We start from the raw sequence: 19,952 nt of genomic DNA, 5'->3' as shown, positions 1-19,952 counted from the left end.
CCTCTCCATTTCATGTAGCATAATACATAATTTTATAAGGAAAAAAATGATAAATCAACTAATCAAACCCGGCCTCGTTATTTTAAGTCTGTGCAAGTCCATAAAAACCTATGCAACGAAATCGGTAAGATCCTTATGGTTTCAACCAGTTCCAGGACTTACGAAAAAGCTGATTGATTACCTCGGAAAACACAAGACCAATGGCAATTCCCCCAGCAAGCAGCATCACCTTTGCAGATAACTGAACAGCTTGGAAGTAGTCATTTTCCACAAAGTTTCGCATCGCGTCATAAGCGATCCCTCCCGGTACAAGGGGAATAATCCCAGAAACATTGAAAATAATGATCGGTGTGCGGAAAACCTTTGCGCATAGTTGGCTGAGCACAGCGACGAGCATGGCAGCAAAAACGGTTGCGGGGACTACATCGATGCCTTCTGCCACTAAAATATAGTAAAGAAGCCAGCCAAACATGCCAACAAGCCCGCATTGAATCAGGGCATGGCGCGGGGCATTAAATAAAATACCGAAACCGGCTGAAGCTATAAAACTTGTTATACATTGTGCGAGTATCATAGAAACACCTCATTAAGGATCAATCTTACATTATAAAAACGCAAACACTACCGCTACGCCTGCCCCGATAGCAAAGGCTGTCAGCATTGCCTCAACCCCCTTGGAGACCCCTGCTACCAAGTGGCCAGCCATTAAGTCTCTCACGGCATTGGTGATATGCAGACCTGGTACGAGGGGCATAACAGCACCAATAATAATTTTATCCAGGTTTACACCAAAGGAGAAATGCAGGCAGCCAATTGCCAGCAAGCCAATGATGAAGGATGCAAAAAACTCAGCAAAGAACCTGGTTTCTACAAGCTTCTCAAAGCCGATCATTGCCGCAAGTCCCACCCCTCCAGCAAAAAAGGCCGGAAGAAAATCAAGCAATTGACCGCCAAACATGATGGCAAAGCTGCCACTGACCAACGCTGCAGCGGCAATTTGTAGCCAATAAGGGTATACATTGGAAGTGGAAGAGAGCCCTTTTAAATGAAGAAGCGCTTCTCTTGGATCGATCCCACCTTCGCTTATCTGTCTGGATATACTGTTTACCTGGGCTATTTTATGTAAATCTGTAGAACGCTTCGAAATACGCCGGAAGTGTGATGCATCATGGCTGTCCGTGGAAAAGTTGATCCCTGTGGGGGTCGCATAGCTTTCCGCTTCAGTTAACCCAAACGCTGCAGCAATTCGGGTCATGGTATCTTCCACGCGATAGGTTTCTGCGCCACTCTCTAGCATAATCTTACCTGCAAGCATACATACATTTGAAATTACTTGTCGTTCATCCATGTCATTCCCGCACTTTCATTTGTAATTATGATAAAAGTATAAGGGGTAGGAAGCGGAAAGGGAAGACTTAAAACAGAGAAAGGGAAAGAGGTTAACTAAATGATGTAATCAGAACTAGTTAACGAGGCAAAAGGGAGGTATCAAGTTAAAAAACGAAGCAGCACCAAGATGGAGACGGCGGCACTGCTTCGTTATAAACAACCCAGATTTATCCCGCCTTAACTGGCAGTAAGACCCCCACTTCAAGAATGCGGGAAATAATCAAGCATTCTAAGTGGGGGATCAACTGCCAGTAAAGGTCCGATTCGTTCAACTAACATTTGGTGGGGGAGGATAGAAGCCCCCAGCAAATGAAGTTTCACTTTATTTGCTGCTAGCCGTTCGTTTCGTTTCCGTAATCTTGCCAAGGAAAAAACTGTCCACTTCACTTAATTTTCCTCTCCACAGAATATCACTTTTTGAGGGTGTAGGTTTACTTCCACCACTGTAAATTTGCGAGTTTTTTAGATGAATATATTCAGCTTGCTCAGGGTTTTCCTGTGCCTCCAGCTGTTCACTCGTTTTTGCAAGCTGTTCGCCTAATGCCTGTGAAATGTCGTTACCATCCTCAAAGGATTTACTTAACAGTTGAAAGTATTCCTGAGCAGAAATTAATGTACCTGATACTAGTGCCCCATTAACGAGCAGGGAAATATCTAAATTGAAATCATGCTTATTGGATGCAAACACAAAATGGGACAGAATATTATCCTTCGTCGTGTTATCGCTCATACTATCTCTCCTTTATTATTTCGCCTGTACTGTCAGTAAGAACCTCGGGATCAACTTCCAGTAAAGGTCCGATTTGTTCAACTAACTTTTAGTGGGGGAGGAAGGGGAACACCCACCAAATGAAGTTTCGCTTCATCTAGCATTACTATGACTAGGCAGTCGTATCATCATTGCTTTCAATATCGGTCTCTTCTTTGTCGGAATTAGATGTTTCTTTTTTTGCCTTTGTAGAACTTTTAGCTGTACTAGCATTATTGGAGCTTTTCCTAGTTGTTTTTCTAGTTCCTGTAGATTTTCCTGCATTTTGATTTTTCTTATTGGTTGCCTTTGTGGAGTTAGATTTCACGTTAGACTTGGAAGAGGAACTTCTATCTTCCTCTGTCTCATCCTCGTCGTCATCTGTTTCTTCGGCTTCTGAACTGGCTTCTGTATCTTCATTGTCCTCATCTTTATTATCCTCAGGGTCTTCATTCTCTTCTTCATCTTCATCCTCATTTTCGTTTTCCTGATTGTTTAACTGGGCATCTAGGAGCTGATTCATTTTTTCTTCAAGGCTATCCAGTCTTGATTGCAGCTCTGCATTTTCTTCTTTTAAGGAATCGTACTCCTGATCATTTGAACCAGTGTGTTGCATTTCTGTCTCCTCTTCCTCTTCTGGTAAATCCATGGAGCCCTCTTGATCAGTGTCTTCCTCACGACCCTCATCCTCTTTGTTCTTCTTTAATAGACTTGTAGTAGAGTCTTTTATACTTTGATAAGCGTTTGCTGATTTTTCCTTCCCACTATCTTTTAGTGTACTTAATTTTTCTTTCGTTACAGAGCCAAGTTGGTTTCCTTTATTTATAAGCATCTCTTTACTTAAATTCGTCATAAGCTTTTTGCGGTTCTGTGGGGCGGATAGGTAACCAACCGTCGCTCCTAAAATTCCTCCAGTCGCAGCTCTTCTAATGGATCCAGCTTTTTTCTTGTCGTTGTTATCTGTGGTCATATCATTTACCCTCCAGTTGTATTTGCTGTAGACTCATTGTTCATTAATTTATTTTCAAGTGCATGAAGTCTTTCTTGCAATTGCTTATTCTCTTGTTCAAGAGCGGTTGTTTTTTCCGTTGCTTTGGAAGTCAAATATGGATCTGTTTCCCACCAATCCATGCCGATTTCCTTCGCCTTATCAACAGAAGCAACAATAAGTCTGATTTTAATCGTGATTAACTCTACATCGGCAATTCCGACAGAGATATCACCGGCTATGACAACACCTTTATCAAGTACTTTTTCCAGCACATCCACTAGGTTACTAGGTCCATTGTTTTGCTGTAATTGTTGTTCAACAGGCATGTAGAAGTTCTCCTTTCTTACATCAGATTTCCTAACGGGCCAAGATCGATATTTAAATCCTCGGCATCCAGGCCGAAAATTTCTTTCAATTCTTCCATTTTATCTTCCAAGTTCATAAGCGCCTCCCCAAGGTCTTCGATTTGCTCGTCAGATAGGGTGCCCCCCTCCACGCGTCTGATGGCGTGTCGTTCTACTACCTGCCGCAATAGCTCAATTACGGTCATCACGAGCTGGGCGAGACCATCTTCTGCGCTGTCTGGATCTAGGTTAATACGTCCCCTCTGATTGTCCTGTAGCATGGAGTAACTCCCTCCTTTGGGTATCAAATTGTTCTGAGGTAACCTCTTTTTGCTGATTAGACGATTGGACGAGTGTTTCTACAGAAGCGATTAATACACGTAGGTCTAGATAGACGAGGTCGACGCCGGCGATGGAAATGATTAAGTCTCCTTTAATGGCAACCCCCTTGTCAAGAATGACATCCAAAATATCAATCAGACCTACTTCCTTATTTTCAATCGTTTCACGAGTTGTTGGCATACTGTTTCTCCTCACCCTGAGAAAAATCAGAGAAATGGTAGGCTGGCCAAGGACCTGTAGCTTCAATCTTCCACGTCGTATCTGCCTGCTGTTCTTCAAACGTCAAAATTTTGTCTTTAAATACCTCGACCTTTTCTTTTGGCACCAGGTAGGCACTATTCCAAACCATATCTTCTTTTAGCCCGGTCATATCTTTATCCCAATTTTTTTTAACAGTGTAGTTGGTGGCGATACTTTTTAGTTCTTCATGTAAACTCTCCCCAAAAAGATCCTTTTCTTGTTCGAGCTGCTTATCAACAATAGAATCCATCTTCTTTTTTTCAAAGAATTGTCTGCCACGAGGAAGTTTCGCGATTTCTTCCTTCTTTTTTTCTAGTACAGGGTGGGTTTTTTTAATTGCATCCCTTAGTTTCTGCTCCTTACAATAGATTTTAAGTGTCCATTCCTCGTTAGCATGTAAGGTTTTAAACGATTGGCTTAACTGCTCTTCGCTTGCGCTAATGGTGGCTTGAAGGTTTGCAGGATCTTCATAAATGGTACAAAATTTTAAAGGGATAAACGTGTACTGTTGGTGAAGGAATGTAATTGTTTCATGGTGATGAAAGGCCTTATCCTGTAGCCATTCCATATCATTATGAACCTTGTTCTCTATGTTCTTAGCATTGTATTCGTCCTCTGGTAGCTCGCATACAATTGCAGTTGTTTCACCAATAGGTAACGTGTAAAGACTGCTTTTCCCATCAAAGCCTGTAATGCTTGGTAAGGCTCTCTTTTCCATTTCAGTTGTTGGCGTAAGGCCATATAAATAAATTAAGTTACCCATTCTTATCCTCATCCTTTTGTGTCGTAAGTGCTTCCCATTGTTCCATTTCTTTCATTTTCGCTATTTCGTATCGGGCTAAGAGCTCCGCTTCTTGTGCTTTGTAAGCTTCTTCAGGGATCTCTTCTAATTCATACATCATTTGCAATTGAATGAGCTTTTGCTGGATTGTTGGCAGGTCATATAGTTCTTTATCAACTTCTTCCTGAACCTTCCTGGCAATCCCGATAATAGTTTTAATCGATCCCGAAATAAGCATTACGCTTCCTCAACACTTAGGCGAATATTAATAAAATTATAGGCTGGCCATGGCCCAGTATATTGAAAGCTAACTTTATCCTTCCATTGCTCGTACTGTTCATTGACAAGTTTATCGAAGCGCTCCTCGTCTTTACGATTAATTAAGAAGGACGCATTGAGTAAAATCTTTTCTCCTTGTGTCTCATTGGCTACAGCGGCAGTGGCCTGTGATTTAAGGGGAAGGTAAATACTCTCTTCCACGTCCTGTCGAAGGCTTGTAATAAGGCTCTTGGCAGCACCGCCAAGCTTTATCCGATCATAATAACCGGCAGCAGCTGACTTTCCTTTTGCAGTTAGTGCCATTTCCTGTAGCTCTGGGTTATTGTTGACCTGTTTTTCAATCCATTCTTTATTTCCAATGACCTTTAAGCCCACCTCAATTTTTCCTTTGATTTCTGGAAAAATCTCTGTGAATTGGCTATAAAGATTTTGAAGTAGGATTTCCACATCCTTCTCAGATTTGAATACATTTCCAAAACTAATTGGGATGACGGTATCATGTTCTTCCATGGCCTTTGAAACCATGGCTTGGTGCATCATAAGATTTTCTTTATTTGGGTGATAGATTTTCAAGGGGGCTTCGCAGGCAATCATTGCTGCATCTTCATATTGGATCGCAAAAGTCTCCCTTGAAGTTCCATCAATTTCCACGGTGCCAAAATGATGTGGGTCATTTGTTTGGACAGCGCAGAAAATATAAATTCCAGTTTCGGTACCGTTCATTTACGGAACCCTCCTTTCTAGTGACTATGCGCCTTCAATCTTACTTCGGTAGCGGATATCCAGACGCTTAAAAGATGTTACCTCTTTTTCATCGTTCAAAAAGACTTCATAGACACCTAGCATTTCATCCTTGGCGTATTTCTTCATGTACTCTTTTTCCTCGATCACTTCAATCGTTACTCTCCAGCCATTTTCTTCCACATTTTCAACCGATGTGATTTTGTGAGGGGGGGCAACATTATCTCGGAAAAAGTCTGCAACATTATCCATCAATTCTTTTATAGCCATTGCATCCTCCAAACTCCTATTAATTAGGTTAAGATAGTATGAAAATCTGTATACGCACTGTTCTTAGACAGCAACAGTCACGTCCAGCTTCAGCGCCCAGAGACTAGCGCGACTTCCCTCACCTCCGTACGATAAGTCAACATCAGCTCTTTACGGTCGCCGTGTTTCCTTTATCTCCTACGGCTCAGTCCAGTCCGTACGTCTCTAAACGGGCACTTCCGCCTTTCCTATAGGGGAGGACAGTAGGTATACACCTACTGTTCTCCAATTGAATTTGCATCCTTATATACTAAACTGGGCATCTCGCTCATTTTGCTGTGCTGGCAGGCCTTCTTCTTCGACATCATCTCGAAGGAGCCCAACAGCTTCTGCATAACGTAACCATGTGTCGACACTTGCAATTACGACTCTTGCTTCCACCGTCAGTATTTCAATACCTACTACAGAAACTCGTGCATAAGCGTCAATGACGATCCCTTTATCAAGTATGCGGTCAATAACCTCTGCTAAGCTGGAACTGTCTGTACTCTTTTGTACTGCCATTTTTCATTCTCCTTTCGCAAACGTTTATTTTGAACCTAATGTTTTCAATTCACTTGATGACTTAAGGTCACTTGCTTTTTTGATATCTGCCACACTTTTGATATTACTAATACCTTTGATGTTGGAAACTCCTTTGATATCTTGCGGCCCTTTTAAGGTTCGTTTGTTGCTTGAACGGTTTCCGTCACTAATTTTCTCTTGAAATTCCTCGCCAGCTTCCTTGGCGTCACTTAATTTATCCCGGACCGCCAGTAAGCTATCTTGCATTTTGTCTTTTGCCTTTTCTGCTCGCGAGTGAACCTTCTTGCTATTTTCTTCCTTGGCTTTTTGAAGCTTCTCGGCAGCTGTATTTGCCTGAGCTTGAGCCTTTTCTTCCACTTTATCCTTCATCAACTCCGTGGCCTTTTCCTGCATTTTATCCTTTGCTTTGTCTTCAATAGCATCTGGAGTTTTCTCAAGGGCCTTTTTTGCAACTTTTTTAGCTGTTTTCTTGACTATTTCTGCCATTCAATTCCCCCTTAAGTGGAATCACCTTTCTGACTGGATACCTCAAGTAGTTTGTTTAATTTCTCCTCAATGCGTTGCAAGTTATCTTGCAGGTCTTTATTTTCTTCTTTCAATTCCTCGTATTTTTCCTGGAAATGATGTTGGTTATTTTCCAAGTCATTTGAGGCCATCTCTTGATCTTTTGCTGCGTTATTACCTGCGTATTTCTGCATATATCCAGTCGCACTCTGTCGTAATGCAAACATTGCTTGTTCTGTTAACAAATCTTGGGCTGTTCGCATGACTTCTCTTCCAGCCGCTCTGACGAATGTTGATCTACTGAACTGATTTACGATCTTTTTCCCATTTTCCGGGCTGGCCAGATAGCCGAAACTTGCCCCGACTAAGCCTCCGGCAAGAGCATATGGGACGACCGTCTGTTGTTTTGGTGTCTTTTGTTGGCTTGGTAATGATTGATTATCCTTGTCACACACTTGCTTACTCCTTTCTGGGGATCACATGTATTTGTTGACAGATTAATAAGCTATAGCCAATAGGGAAGAGGTTGAAACCTGGACTAAAGATTCATTTCACTAAATTTCCAAAAATTTCACGGATTATTTCTTTTTGCTTATCTGTTTGAAATAAAAAATAGGCAGATAGAAAGGATGTATAGGGAAAGATGACAAAGTTTAATGTTTGGTTACATTTTCAGTAAAAATGTGTAAAGAAGAGATTTGGCTTTAGAAAAAACAAAAAAGCCTACAGGAGTGTTATTTCTCTCCTGTAGGCTTGTAACCACTTAAATATCTATTTGTTCCTGGTTTGTTACAACGAGTAAGGTTTTTCCTTTGTCTAATTCGACCTTTAATTGCTCTGATTTTGATTTATCAAAGCCGATTTCGTTTAACTTCGATCGAATGGTGTCTCCTTTCCCTTTGAAAACATTTTTAAGGGCAGTACTAACACCAGTTACCTTAGCACCAATTTTATTGGCATCCGTTTCTTTTCGGGCTCTACGATCTGATCATGATCATTATCTATAGATAGAATATAGATCTCATCGTCCGGTACACCGTCATTGCGAAGTTTATCAATCGCTTCGTTTAAATGCTCGTCATTATGGTAAATTTTAAATTTAGGTTCCATTAAAGGGTCCCTCCTTTTGGTTAGTAAAGAGGTACCCGGCTTTTTCAACTATCAAACCATTAGGGTATCATTTAAATAAGAAGTTTACGGCACCATCATAAATAACGAAACGAGTGCAATAATAGGAACACTCATAGCAAGAGCGATGCTAATGAAGGTAAATGACTGAACAGTCGGCTTAGCCTCTGGTGTCACATCCACGTTTTTTTGCAGAAAAATAAAGAAAATAGCATATGCCATAATAAATAGAATAATGATGCCTGGGATATACAGCTCTTGTATAGAATCAACGGGTTCAAGATTTATGTAACCATATATAATTAATAAAAGCGGAATTGCTTCGCTAATTGCAACACCCATAAAGAATTTTTGTTGGATGTTTGCTAGTGATTCTGGATTTTCCTTTAATTTACTAACTAATACTTTAAAAAGGATAAGTAGCGGAATAGCTGCCAGGGCTGCCGCAGCGACAAAATAATAGGCCATGTTGCTTCACCTCCTTTACTCTTTACATTATACGGATGAAGGGGAAGGATGTTTCAGTTTTTTACAGTTCGTTTTCATTTGATGGGGAACGTAAAGATGAGGCTTGCTAGTGACTTACATTTTTCGATATAATCTAGGAAAGTTCTATGAAGAAGTATTAGAATATCAGTCATAAGGAAATATCCCGGCCTAACTGGCGGAAGGCCTCACTTTTGTGAGAGTGTAACTTGCCAGGGCAGGACCGGTTTGATCACCTTACATTTGGTATGGGAAAAATTCCACCAGATGAAGCTTCACTTTATAGGAGAAATATATGATTAATTATGTCGACTTTATCATCGCGTTTCTTATAGCAGCCATTTCAGCTCTGTTATTAACCTATCCTGTTATAGCCTTTGCAAAAAGGATAGGGGCTGTTGATTTCCCCAACCACCGGAAGGTACATACGAAAGTGACACCAAGACTTGGCGGGATTGCCATTTTCCTTGGTGCCTTTTTGGGTGCACTCTATTTGCAACCTAGTCACCCCCATTTACCAGAGATTCTAATTGGGGCGTTAGTCATTCTGCTAACTGGTGCATTAGATGATCGTTTTAGTATCAGACCAGTTATAAAGCTAACCGGTCAGTTGATTGCTGCTTCATTCCTCGTTTCCTCAGGCCTTATTATTGAGAAGCTAACCTTGCCTCTATTCGGCACAGTGGAACTGGGATTTGTTAGTGTGCTTATAACAGTACTTTGGGTAGTGGGGATTACAAATGCCATTAATTTAATTGATGGCTTGGACGGACTTGCCACAGGGGTTACTTCCATTGCCTTAATTAGCATTTTTATTATGGCTTTAATTGATGTCCAGCTTATCGTGGCTTATATAAGCATTGTGTTAATCGGCGCTAACATGGGCTTTTTATTTCATAACTTTTACCCTGCCAAGATTTACATGGGGGATTCTGGGTCCAACTTTCTCGGCTATATGATTGCTGTTGTGTCGATGCTTGGGTTGTTTAAAAATGTTGCGCTATTTGGATTTATCATCCCTGTTATCGTGCTGGCAGTTCCTATTTTCGATACCCTTTTTGCCATTGTGCGAAGGGCTTATAACAAGGAAAATATTATGATGGCAGATAACAAGCATGTTCATTATCAAATTCTACATGCAGGTTATAGCCACCGTACAACTGTGTTAATCATTTACGGATTTAGCGCATTATTTGGCGGAATGGCGATTCTGTTTTCAAATGCGACGATTACCACCTCCTTTGTCATTACACTGTTTGTACTTACGCTTTTACATATTTTTGCTGAACTAGCTGGCATTGTCATGGGAGGAAAGCGTCCTGTCATTGATTATTTCGGAAAGTTGTTCAAGAAAAAACGAAATTCTGATGGTTGAATAATTACGAAAAATAGGTACAACTTAGAATATAGATTGGCAAAGGTGGAATAGATGACTTCCACCATGTGCGTAGTATATGCTAGAGGTAACATCAATTTATCTTGTAGGAAAGAAGGAATTCAGATGGCAAAACAGCAAATTGGCGTTATTGGCTTGGCCGTAATGGGAAAAAACCTTGCCTTAAATATTGAAAGTAGAGGATATTCGGTTGCTGTGTTTAACCGCTCTCCTGAGAAAACCGAAGCATTTTTAAAGGAAGAAGCAAATGGAAAGAACTTTGTAGGAAGCAGCACGATTGAAGAATTTGTTCAATCATTGGAAAAGCCTCGTAAAATTATGTTGATGGTGAAAGCAGGACCAGCAACAGATGCGACAATTGAGTCGTTAAAACCATACTTAGAAAAAGGCGACATTTTAATAGATGGTGGTAATACCTTGTTTGAAGATACGATTCGTAGGAATAAGAGCTTAAGCGAATCTGGCATTCACTTCATCGGTACAGGCGTATCAGGTGGAGAAGAAGGTGCATTGAAAGGCCCATCAATCATGCCTGGTGGGCAAAAAGAAGCTTATGATTTGGTTGCCCCAATCTTTGAAGCCATTGCAGCAAAAGTAGACGGGGAAAGCTGTACAACTTACATTGGACCAGATGGAGCAGGGCACTATGTAAAAATGGTGCACAACGGGATTGAATATGGTGATATGCAATTAATCTCTGAAGCATACTTCATTCTGAAGCACGTATTGGGCTTGGAAGCAGAGGAATTACATGAAGTATTTACCGAATGGAACAAAGGCGAGCTTGACAGCTACTTAATCGAAATTACAGCAGATATCTTCACGCAAAAAGATGAAGAGACTGGAAAACCAATGGTAGATGTCATCCTTGATAAAGCCGGACAAAAAGGTACTGGAAAGTGGACAAGTAAAAATGCCCTTGATTTAGGCGTACCACTACCATTAATTACAGAGTCTGTATTTGCTCGTTACATTTCTTCTTTAAAAGAAGAACGGGTTCATGCAAGCGGCGTTCTATCCGGACCTGTACCAAAGGCTTATGACGGAGATAAGAAAGAGCTTATTGAAGCAATTCGCAAAGCACTGTACATGAGTAAAATTTGTTCATACGCACAAGGTTTTGCGCAAATGCGTGCCCAATCTGAAGAAAATGGATGGGACTTAAAATACGGAGATATCGCCATGATCTGGCGTGGAGGCTGTATTATTCGTGCACACTTTTTGCAAAAAATTAAAGAAGCTTATGATCGCGATCCTGAACTAAAAAACCTGCTGCTTGATCCATATTTTAAAGAGATCGTTGAAGGCTACCAGTCAGCACTTCGCGAGGTTGTAGCTGTGGCAATTAAAAATGGTATTGCTGTTCCGACACTTTCTAGTGCAGTTGCATACTATGACAGCTACCGTAGTGAAGACTTACCTGCAAATCTAATCCAAGCACAGCGTGATTACTTCGGTGCCCATACTTTTGAACGAAAAGATAAAGAAGGCGTATTTCACCATAGCTGGTTTTAAGCTTGGATAGTTTAAACTAAAAACCCGGCTACTGCTTAAGTCTGCAGTAGCCGGGTTTTTCATTTTGCAATTTATCCCGACTTAATTGGCAGTAAGGAACCCACCAAATGAAGTTTCACTTTATGAGATTGGACGTGAAATTAATGTAACCAATTCCGTAGTTTAGTCAACCTTGAGAGCTGTTTGATCAATGGTGCAGCGTAATCGACCGAGATTGTTGATCAATCGACCGTTGTTGCAGCGTAATCGACCGAGATTGTTTATCAATCAACCGGTGTTGCAGAGCCATCGACCGAGATTGCAGTTCAATCAACCAAAGTTGCAGAGCCATCAACCAAGATTGCAGGTCAATCAACCAAAGTTGCAGAGCCATCAACCAAGATTGAAGTTCAATCAACCAAAGATGCAGAGCCATCAACCAAGATTGCAGTTCAATCAACCACAACCACAATCCAATCAACCACACCCCACGCTAACTCACAAAATCAAAAGGCCTATTATTAAACGAAGATAGCATTTCGAATGATAATAGGCCTTCAACTTTTCATAATGCCGCTAACTTAACTTAGAATCTGTTACTTCTTACGATCACTTATACTTTTCTCTTTATAATAATCCTCATTCAATGCTTTGAGTAAGGATACCATCATAAACAGTAAGATAAAGGCGAATGGAAACGCCGAGACGATCGAGGCGGTCTGTAAGGCATTTAGTCCGCCTGTTGCAAGTAATACTGCAGCTGTTGCCGCTTGAATAACTCCCCATGTCATTTTAATTTTATTAGGTGGGTTAAGACTACCGTTTGTCGTTTGCATACCCAGAACGAAGGTTGCTGAGTCAGCAGACGTAATGAAGAAGGTAGTGATTAACAAGATGGCTACGACAATCAATACAGATGCATATGGGAATGATTCAAACAAGGCAAACAATGTTTCCTCTTGTGCTAGACCTGTTAGTCCATCTGTAACGCCGTTGAGTTCTTGGAATAATGCTGATCCTCCAAATACGACGAACCATAGTGCACAAACAATACTTGGAAGGAAGAGTACGCCGATTACAAATTCGCGAATTGTTCTTCCTTTGGAGATACGTGCAATAAAGGTTCCGACAAATGGAGACCATGCGATAAACCATGCCCAATAGAAGACAGTCCAGCTTTGAACCCAGCCATTAAAATCTTCATCAAATGAGCCGGTTTGAAAGCTTAAAGCTGGTAATGATTCAACATAGGATCCGACTGTGGAGATAAACGTATTTAGTATAAATCCGGTTGGTCCTATAATTAAAGTTAAAATCAGTAATAACGCAGCTAATATAAGGTTCGTATTACTTAAGTACTTAATTCCTTTACTAATTCCTGACCAAGCAGAAATCATAAATAATACCGTCACAACACCAATTATAATGAGTTGTGTATTAAAGTTATTTTCTATACCTGACACAAAGGATAATCCACCACTAATTTGGGATGCTCCTAATCCAAGTGATGTAGCAACACCAAAAATGGTAGCAAATACAGCGATGATATCGATCGTTTTACCGATCCAGCCCTTCGTTCGCACACCTAGTACTGGCTCGAAAGTTGCACTAATAAGCCCTGGTGCACCTCTTTTAAATTTAAAGTAAGCGATAGAAAGTGCGATGACTGTGTAGATCGCCCATGTGTGTAATCCCCAGTGAAATACAGAGTAGCGAAGTGCATTTTTAGCTGCTTCCACGGTTTCTGGATCCGCCTCAGGAGGGGCAGCATAGTGAGTTAAAGGTTCGGCAGCTCCCCAGAAGATAATACCGATTCCCATACCAGCACCGAATAACATGGCAAACCAAGTAACTTTATTATATTCTGGTTTATCACCTTTTTTACCTAAGCGCATTTTTCCAAAACGGCTAAAGATCAAGTAGATAGAAAAGATTAGAAAAACAGAGACCGTAACAATATAAAACCATCCGAAATTTGCCGTCAAAAAGTTTTGTGCTTGTGATGTAATATTTTCTAGATTTGATGGTGCCAGTACACCCCATAACACAAATACAGCGGATATAAGTAATGATATCCAAAAGACCTGTCCAACTTTACCCATAAACAATTCCTTCTCCTTTCAAAACCTAAAATAAAAACAGTATATAGTATAGCTAAGTGAGGCATTTTTTATAAAAGTTAATCACACAGTTTTCGTCTCACGATTGTTCCCTTTATAAAACAGCTATATAGAACGCCCTTTCTAGTTTTAACATAAATATATTGAATGAATCAACCTTTATAAACAAATAAAACTGTACGTTTAATACAAACGATAAAAACTATAAATGCTTTCAGCAGTGAAGTGCTTAGGGGTGTATCGCTTACATTTTAAAGAAAAAAAGAATTAGTCTGGAATCTAAATGCACGCAGAAATGGTTTGACTATCTGAGGAGGATGTTGGTAATCTATAACCTAATGTTGGTCTATTTTAATGAAGGAGAAATTTAAGTTATGAGTCGATCTACAAAAAAAGATATCTTGCTCAACGTTGCCGAACGCTTATTCTATGAGTACGGCTTTCGGGGTGTAGGGTTAAAGCAAATTATTAGTGAAGCCAATGTGGCAACCATGACCCTTTATAACCATTTTCCATCAAAAGATAATTTGGTTGAGGCAGTTTTAAGACAGCGAGAAGAACGTTATTGGTCTTATTTAGATTCACATGTGGAAAAAGACTCCAGTTCTCCTTTCATTCTTGCTGTTGAAGCCCATGGTCTCTGGTTAAAAGAGCAATCCTACAAAGGGGATATGTTTTTAAGAGCCATTGAAGACTATGCGGGTACCGATAATGAGATCGAGAATATTGCCAGAGGTCATAAAGCGAAACTGCTTCATTACTTTCAGCAATTGGCTCATAACAAAGGAAAGGACAATAAAGAGGACTTAGCGAACCAGATTACGTTGTTGCTGGAAGGCACGACCTCTATGACTACGCTTATAGGAGCCGAGAAGGCAACGGAATATTCCATTGCGATGGCAGAAATTCTTGTGCAACAATCCTCTTAATGGATGGTTGGAATTAAAATAAAAAATAGGCTTGTTTGACTAGAAAACAGTTCTGGAAGAAAAAAAAGAGATTCTTCTAGCAACTTGAACAAATACAAACGATATAACCTTGGTATAGGAGGATTTCGCCCGTAAGGAGGCTTACGTATAGCGGTCCTCTTTTATACTTGATTTAGAGTTTCACCTTTCTAAAATTAGTAATTAGTGGAAAAAACAGATCTATTTACCCGGGACTATTGGCGCTATTCCAATAGTTTTATTTTTTGTATGATATTAATATCTGAATATTATGTCACGAAACATTCAGAGAAGGAGGAATATTTAACTTAGTTAAACAAAAATTAGAGGGGGAGAGAAATGCGTAATAAAGTTGCCATTATTTTTTTAGCGGTATTATTAGTTTTTAGTAATTTTGCAATGGTAAGTGCAGCGGAGAAGACATTGCCACAGAGTGCTAAGAAAAAGGACAAGCCTAAGACTACGGAAATGAAAGAAACAGAGGATCCAGACAAGGAAGTTCGCGTCATTGTAGAGATGGATGACGAAGCCCCTATTGAAAAAGCAACAAAGCGTGGCATTATGTTCAATAAAATGGCTGAATCAGAGAAAAAGAATTTAACCAAAGCTGCTAAAGCACAGCAAAAAGCAGTAAAAGATGAAATGAAAGAAAAGAAAGTAGAAGCAAAATACTTACAAGAGTTTACAACCGTCGTCAATGGGTTTAGTGCCGAAGTGAAACAGGGCGATCTGGAGCTTATCAAAGAGCTTCCAGATGTAAAAAGTGTTTCCATTGTGACCGAGTATGAACAACCAAAGGTTAAACCGGAAATGAAATATAGTAAAGAACTCGTCGAAGCACAAAAAGCTTGGCGTGATTATGGCTATAAAGGGGAAGGCATGGTAGTCGGGATTATTGATACCGGTATTGACTACACCCACCAGGACATGGTCCTATCAGAGGAAGTAGAAGGTGGCCTAACAGAAGAATTTGTTGAGGACACAATTAATAATGAGGACCTGCCAGGAAAGTATTATACAGAAAAAGTACCATATGGCTATAACTATATGGATGAAAACGATGAAGTACGGGAAATCCATAGTGGAGCAAGCTATCACGGGATGCATGTAGGTGGGACCGTTGCGGCAAATGGTGACGAGGACAATGGTGGTATTCTTGGGATCGCACCAGAAGCGCAATTGCTTGCGTTAAAAGTTTTCGGTAATGATCCAGAACTACAAACAACTTATGGGGATATTTACATTAAAGCAATCGATGATTCGATTAAGCTTGGTGCAGATGTCTTGAACATGAGTCTTGGTTCACCATCAGGGTATGTGGATGCGGACTCACCTGAACAACGTGCTGTATCTCGTGCAGTAGATAACGGAATTTTAATGTCCATCTCTGCTGGTAACTCCGCAATGTTTGGAGATGGTTTCTTTTATCCATATGCATCAAACCCTGATTATGGTGTAAGTGGTTCGCCGGGTGTGGCAAATGATTCGACACAAGTAGCATCATATGAAAACACCTTTATGGACGTCGATGCACTACAGTATAGCATTGACGGAGAAACAGGAAGTGCGGCGTTCTTTTCTGCTGGTGATACCTCACCTTCAACCGATGGAGAGGCCATTGAAATTCTTACAGCCGGACTTGGTCATCCAGAAGACTTCGAAGGTAAAGATTTCACAGGAAAATATGCATTAATTCAACGCGGGGAGCTTGCTTTTACAGAAAAAGCACTTAACGCACAGAACGCAGGAGCAGTAGGGGTTATTGTTTACAATAACACAGATGGAATCGTAAATATGGCATCAGATCCATCCATCACAATACCGTATTTGTTTATGCTAAAAAGTGATGGGGACAGGCTGGCGGAAGCGGCTGAAAATGGACAAGCAGTAACGATAGCATTTAACGGAGAAAAGACAAAGATGGAAAACACAGATGCTGGAAAGATGAGTGCTTTTTCTTCATGGGGATTAACTCCTAACCTTGATTTCAAACCAGAAATCACAGCACCAGGTGGTCAAATTCTTTCCACATTAAATGATGGACAATACGGCCTAATGAGTGGAACGTCCATGGCAGCACCACATGTATCAGGTGGAAGTGCACTTGTGCTTCAACGTGTGGACGAGGAGTTTGGCTATGGAAATGCAAATCGTGTAAATCAAGCGAAAAACTTAATGCTAAATACATCTAAGCCAGTTGACTTTGATGGGGCTCCTGTATCTCCACGTCGTCAGGGTGCTGGATTAATGCAGATCCATGCTGCATTATCTACACCAGTTGTCGTGACAGAGTCAGCATCAAATGAAGCAAAAGTAGCGTTAAAAGAAATTAAGGAAAACCAAGTGACATTTGAATTAACGGCAGAAAACTATTCGGATGAAACTGTAACGTATGATGTCTCAGCTAATGCGCAAACAGATACACCAGTGGATGGTGGCGGTGTACTTGTAACTGCACCGAATATGTTCGGAGGATATGACCTTGGGGAGATTACAACCGTAAATGGCGGTTCTTCTGCTACTGTTGAAGTGCCAGCGAACGGACAAAATACCGTTGAAGTAAGCATTGACTTAAGCAGTGTGGATGCTTCTCTTGCTGAAATATTTACGAATGGATATTGGGTAGAAGGTTTCGTTAGCTTTACAGATCCGACAGATACCAATCCTGATTTAACAGTGCCTTATGTTGGGTTTAAAGGTTCTTGGGATGATGCACCAATCTTTGATACACCATTATGGGATGCAAGCTCATTCTATGGTATGACAGGGGTAGCTACCAATACAGGGGATGACAGTTATGGTTTTCTTGGTGAAAACTTAGTATCCGGAGAATTTGACCCTGAAAAAATTGCTTTCTCACCAAATGGTGACGGAGTTCAGGACGATGCTTTAATGATCCTATCCTTCTTAAGGAATGCGAAAGAAGCTAAATTTAATGTTCTTGATGAGGATAAGAAGGTTGTAAGAACCATTCGCTTGGAGTCTGATTTACGTAAAAACTATTATGACGGAGGACGTTCCCCTGAATATTCCTTGTCAGCAGACAGGGCATGGGATGGAAAAATTAACAACAAGCTAGCAGAGGATGGTCAATACTACTTGCAGGTTGCTGGAGTAATAGATTATGAAGATGCCGAGTGGCAAACATTAGATTTGCCAGTAGTTCTTGACACAGCTTCTCCAGAAGTGGACGCAACGATTGATGAAGATGGTGAAGTCTTAACCGTTGCGGTAAATGATGGAGAAGGTAGTGGATTAGCTACATGGGATGTGTTGGTAGACGGTGAGTCTGTGCTAGAAGAGCCTTATACTGAAGATGTAACAGAGCATGAGCTAACAGACTTTGATCCAGAGAGCACCGTATCCGTTGTAGCAACAGACTATGCAGGAAATGAGCAGGAGGAAGAAGCAGTAGTTGAAGAGCCTGCTGATGAAACAGTACCTGATTTGCATGTCCTTACACCTGAATTTTTAGAAGCGTTCGATTCCAAAGAAGTACTCTTCTCTGGCTATGTAACAGATGCTTCAGGTGTGAAGGAAGTTACAGTTGATGGGGAAAAAGCAGAGCTTGTTTATAACGAAGAAGAAGATCGTTATGACTTCACACTTACCCTGTCACATAAAAAAGACGATTTCTATTTCCGTCACATTAAAGCAGTAGATAATGCCGGAAATGAAACAGAGATCGGCAGAAGATACTTTGTTGATACACAAGCAGCGACAGTTAAAGTGAAAGCACCAAAGAAAACGAAAAAAGACACCGTTAATGTGTCGGCAACGATTAAGGACAACTTTGATGACATTAATTTCTATGTAAATGGAAATCACGTCTTTAGCCATGACTTGTCCACACCATATGGCAAGAAACGCTTTAAAGAGAAAATAGAAGACATTGAGCTGAACCTAGAAGAGGGCGAAAATGTTTTCGAATTTAAAGTAGTCGATCTTGCTGGTCATGAGACAGTGGAAGAGGTAGTTATTACAAAGCAAGCTAAGAAAGAGCAAGAAGAGGATAAAGAGGAAGAAGATAATGAGCATGATTTTGTAGGCTATATCTTTGAACGACTCTTCTCCTTCATTGGTAAGCTTTGGAGTATTTTTGGATAAGGAAATGAGGAGAGCCAGCATCTGATGGGATGCTGGCTTTTTGTTTGGGGGGGAAGGAGCAGGCGGAGGCTTAAAGGTGAGTTGTAGTTCAATTGGTCAATTGAATTTTTTAGCTGGTTAATTAACCAGGGGGTGAGATTCATCGAGCATTGGGTGTGTGTAATCAACCAATACGGGTACCCAATCGACCAAGGGATGTGTGTAATCAACCAATTCGGATACCCAATCGACCAAGAGGGCTGTGCAATCAACCAAACTGGATACCCAATCGACCAAGGGTAGTGCGCAATCAACCAAACTGGGTTCCCAATCGACCAAGAGGGCTGTGCAATCAACCAACCTGGATACCCAATCGACCAAGGGTAGTGCGCAATCAACCAAACTGGGTTCCCAATCGACCAAGAGGGTTGTGCAATCAACCCGTCTGATTTCCAATCGACCAAGAGGGCTGTGCAATCAACCAAACTGGATACCCAATCGACCAAGGGATGTGTGCAATCAACCAAACTGGATACCCAATCGACCAAGGGATGTGTGCAATCAACCAATCCGGATTCCCAATCGACCATGGGGGTGTGCAATCAACCCGTCTGGATACCCAATCGACCAAGGGATGTGTGCAATCAACCAATCTGATTCCCCATCAACCAAGAGGGCTGTGCAATCAACCAAACTGGGTTCCCAATCGACCAAGAGGGCTGTGCAATCAACCAATCTGATTCCCAATCGACCAAGAGGTCTGTGCAAGCAACCAATCAAGGTTCCCAATCGACCAAGGGTAGTGTGCAATCAACCAATCTGATTCCCCATCAACCAAGAGGGCTGTGCAATCAACCAAACTGGGTTCCCAATCGACCAAAGGATGTGTGCAATCAACCGCATCTCACTCTTCTATCGACGAAGCTTCCCTCTACAAATCCAACCCAGGGCAATTCAGTTTGCAGTATTAAAGTAATTACCAATATTATGAAGGGTATAGCTCCAAATCCAAGCAAAATAATTTAAAATCACTTATAATTTATCATTTCGAAAACCCTAAAGGAAAATACCCAAAAATAATAGTAAATCCCTTGCCATGCTT

Annotated in this window: 25 protein-coding genes; 4 read left to right on the top strand and 21 right to left on the bottom strand. The window is 40.9% G+C overall.

Features of this window, described 5'->3' with window-relative positions; translation table 11 throughout:
- Positions 1–133: 133 nt before the first annotated feature.
- From LG273_RS16445 to LG273_RS16365, 17 genes are all read right to left on the bottom strand, one after another.
- Positions 134–574 (bottom strand): threonine/serine exporter family protein, encoded by a 441-nt coding sequence (locus LG273_RS16445; RefSeq protein ID WP_379560676.1) that lies wholly within the window; start codon positions 572–574, stop codon positions 134–136.
- Positions 575–604: 30 nt separating this feature from the next.
- The gene (locus LG273_RS16440; protein ID WP_404455647.1) at positions 605–1,348 is read right to left on the bottom strand and encodes a threonine/serine exporter family protein; all 744 of its coding nucleotides are present in this window, start codon (positions 1,346–1,348) and stop codon (positions 605–607) included.
- Positions 1,349–1,711: 363 nt separating this feature from the next.
- On the bottom strand, positions 1,712–2,119 hold the full coding sequence (gene gvpU / locus LG273_RS16435; protein ID WP_404455644.1) for a gas vesicle accessory protein GvpU: 408 nt from the start codon (positions 2,117–2,119) through the stop codon (positions 1,712–1,714).
- 151 nt (positions 2,120–2,270) lie between these two features.
- Entirely contained in the window at positions 2,271–3,107 is an 837-nt protein-coding gene (gene gvpT, locus LG273_RS16430; protein ID WP_404455641.1) for a GvpT/GvpP family gas vesicle accessory protein, read from the bottom strand.
- A 5-nt stretch (positions 3,108–3,112) separates the two neighbouring features.
- Positions 3,113–3,454, bottom strand: coding sequence for a gas vesicle protein GvpJ (gvpJ, locus tag LG273_RS16425; protein WP_404455638.1), 342 nt, complete (start codon positions 3,452–3,454; stop codon positions 3,113–3,115).
- Between the two features lie 17 nt (positions 3,455–3,471).
- Positions 3,472–3,753, bottom strand: a complete 282-nt coding sequence (locus LG273_RS16420; RefSeq protein WP_379560671.1) for a gas vesicle protein K — start codon at positions 3,751–3,753, stop codon at positions 3,472–3,474.
- Positions 3,722–3,994 (bottom strand): gas vesicle protein, encoded by a 273-nt coding sequence (locus tag LG273_RS16415; RefSeq protein ID WP_379560670.1) that lies wholly within the window; start codon positions 3,992–3,994, stop codon positions 3,722–3,724. Before LG273_RS16415 ends, LG273_RS16420 begins: the two co-directional genes overlap by 32 nt.
- Positions 3,978–4,817 (bottom strand): GvpL/GvpF family gas vesicle protein, encoded by an 840-nt coding sequence (locus LG273_RS16410; RefSeq protein ID WP_404455635.1) that lies wholly within the window; start codon positions 4,815–4,817, stop codon positions 3,978–3,980. Before LG273_RS16410 ends, LG273_RS16415 begins: the two co-directional genes overlap by 17 nt.
- Entirely contained in the window at positions 4,810–5,073 is a 264-nt protein-coding gene (locus LG273_RS16405) for a gas vesicle protein GvpG (protein ID WP_379560668.1), read from the bottom strand. Before LG273_RS16405 ends, LG273_RS16410 begins: the two co-directional genes overlap by 8 nt.
- Positions 5,073–5,837: a GvpL/GvpF family gas vesicle protein gene (locus LG273_RS16400; protein WP_404455631.1), complete on the bottom strand. Its 765-nt coding sequence runs from the start codon at positions 5,835–5,837 to the stop codon at positions 5,073–5,075. Before LG273_RS16400 ends, LG273_RS16405 begins: the two co-directional genes overlap by 1 nt.
- Positions 5,838–5,861: 24 nt before the next feature.
- Positions 5,862–6,125, bottom strand: a complete 264-nt coding sequence (gene gvpO / locus LG273_RS16395) for a gas vesicle protein GvpO (protein WP_379560666.1) — start codon at positions 6,123–6,125, stop codon at positions 5,862–5,864.
- Between the two features lie 282 nt (positions 6,126–6,407).
- On the bottom strand, positions 6,408–6,668 hold the full coding sequence (gvpJ, locus tag LG273_RS16390; RefSeq protein WP_379560665.1) for a gas vesicle protein GvpJ: 261 nt from the start codon (positions 6,666–6,668) through the stop codon (positions 6,408–6,410).
- A 24-nt stretch (positions 6,669–6,692) separates the two neighbouring features.
- Entirely contained in the window at positions 6,693–7,175 is a 483-nt protein-coding gene (gene gvpQ / locus LG273_RS16385) for a gas vesicle protein GvpQ (protein WP_404455627.1), read from the bottom strand.
- 11 nt (positions 7,176–7,186) lie between these two features.
- Positions 7,187–7,648, bottom strand: a complete 462-nt coding sequence (gene gvpT, locus LG273_RS16380; RefSeq protein ID WP_404455624.1) for a GvpT/GvpP family gas vesicle accessory protein — start codon at positions 7,646–7,648, stop codon at positions 7,187–7,189.
- Between the two features lie 308 nt (positions 7,649–7,956).
- The gene (locus LG273_RS16375) at positions 7,957–8,142 is read right to left on the bottom strand and encodes a hypothetical protein (RefSeq protein ID WP_404459574.1); all 186 of its coding nucleotides are present in this window, start codon (positions 8,140–8,142) and stop codon (positions 7,957–7,959) included.
- The gene (locus tag LG273_RS16370) at positions 8,127–8,303 is read right to left on the bottom strand and encodes a general stress protein (RefSeq protein ID WP_404455621.1); all 177 of its coding nucleotides are present in this window, start codon (positions 8,301–8,303) and stop codon (positions 8,127–8,129) included. Before LG273_RS16370 ends, LG273_RS16375 begins: the two co-directional genes overlap by 16 nt.
- 84 nt (positions 8,304–8,387) lie before the next feature.
- On the bottom strand, positions 8,388–8,789 hold the full coding sequence (locus LG273_RS16365) for a hypothetical protein (protein WP_379560661.1): 402 nt from the start codon (positions 8,787–8,789) through the stop codon (positions 8,388–8,390).
- A gap of 313 nt (positions 8,790–9,102) precedes the next feature.
- On the opposite strand from LG273_RS16365, the gene LG273_RS16360 reads away from it, so the two are divergent.
- Complete coding sequence (locus tag LG273_RS16360) at positions 9,103–10,182, top strand: glycosyltransferase family 4 protein (RefSeq protein WP_404455618.1); 1,080 nt, start codon at positions 9,103–9,105, stop codon at positions 10,180–10,182.
- A 126-nt stretch (positions 10,183–10,308) separates the two neighbouring features.
- Positions 10,309–11,718, top strand: coding sequence for an NADP-dependent phosphogluconate dehydrogenase (gene gndA, locus LG273_RS16355; protein ID WP_404455615.1), 1,410 nt, complete (start codon positions 10,309–10,311; stop codon positions 11,716–11,718).
- Positions 11,719–11,905: 187 nt separating this feature from the next.
- On the opposite strand, the gene LG273_RS16350 is transcribed toward gndA, so the two are convergent.
- Positions 11,906–12,178: a hypothetical protein gene (locus LG273_RS16350; RefSeq protein ID WP_404455612.1), complete on the bottom strand. Its 273-nt coding sequence runs from the start codon at positions 12,176–12,178 to the stop codon at positions 11,906–11,908.
- A 115-nt stretch (positions 12,179–12,293) separates the two neighbouring features.
- Positions 12,294–13,799, bottom strand: coding sequence for a BCCT family transporter (locus tag LG273_RS16345; RefSeq protein ID WP_404455609.1), 1,506 nt, complete (start codon positions 13,797–13,799; stop codon positions 12,294–12,296).
- A 392-nt stretch (positions 13,800–14,191) separates the two neighbouring features.
- Between LG273_RS16345 and LG273_RS16340 the strand changes: the two genes are divergently transcribed.
- Positions 14,192–14,746 carry a TetR/AcrR family transcriptional regulator gene (locus LG273_RS16340; RefSeq protein WP_404455606.1) on the top strand — a complete coding sequence of 185 codons (555 nt, stop codon included), beginning with the start codon at positions 14,192–14,194 and terminating at the stop codon, positions 14,744–14,746.
- Between the two features lie 357 nt (positions 14,747–15,103).
- Positions 15,104–18,871: a S8 family serine peptidase gene (locus LG273_RS16335; RefSeq protein ID WP_404455603.1), complete on the top strand. Its 3,768-nt coding sequence runs from the start codon at positions 15,104–15,106 to the stop codon at positions 18,869–18,871.
- Here LG273_RS16335 and LG273_RS16330 read toward each other — a convergent pair.
- Together LG273_RS16330 and LG273_RS16325 are read right to left on the bottom strand one after the other, a co-directional pair.
- The gene (locus LG273_RS16330; RefSeq protein ID WP_404455600.1) at positions 18,814–19,314 is read right to left on the bottom strand and encodes a hypothetical protein; all 501 of its coding nucleotides are present in this window, start codon (positions 19,312–19,314) and stop codon (positions 18,814–18,816) included. The two genes, LG273_RS16335 and LG273_RS16330, sit on opposite strands and share 58 nt — an antisense overlap.
- Positions 19,287–19,502 (bottom strand): hypothetical protein, encoded by a 216-nt coding sequence (locus LG273_RS16325; RefSeq protein WP_404455597.1) that lies wholly within the window; start codon positions 19,500–19,502, stop codon positions 19,287–19,289. Before LG273_RS16325 ends, LG273_RS16330 begins: the two co-directional genes overlap by 28 nt.
- Positions 19,503–19,952: the final 450 nt, after the last annotated feature.

The sequence above is a fragment of the Oceanobacillus kapialis genome, from assembly GCF_044790185.1.
Taxonomy (GTDB): Bacteria; Bacillota; Bacilli; order Bacillales; family Amphibacillaceae; genus Oceanobacillus_B; species Oceanobacillus_B kapialis.
This window is presented reverse-complemented; position numbering and strand designations above follow the sequence as displayed.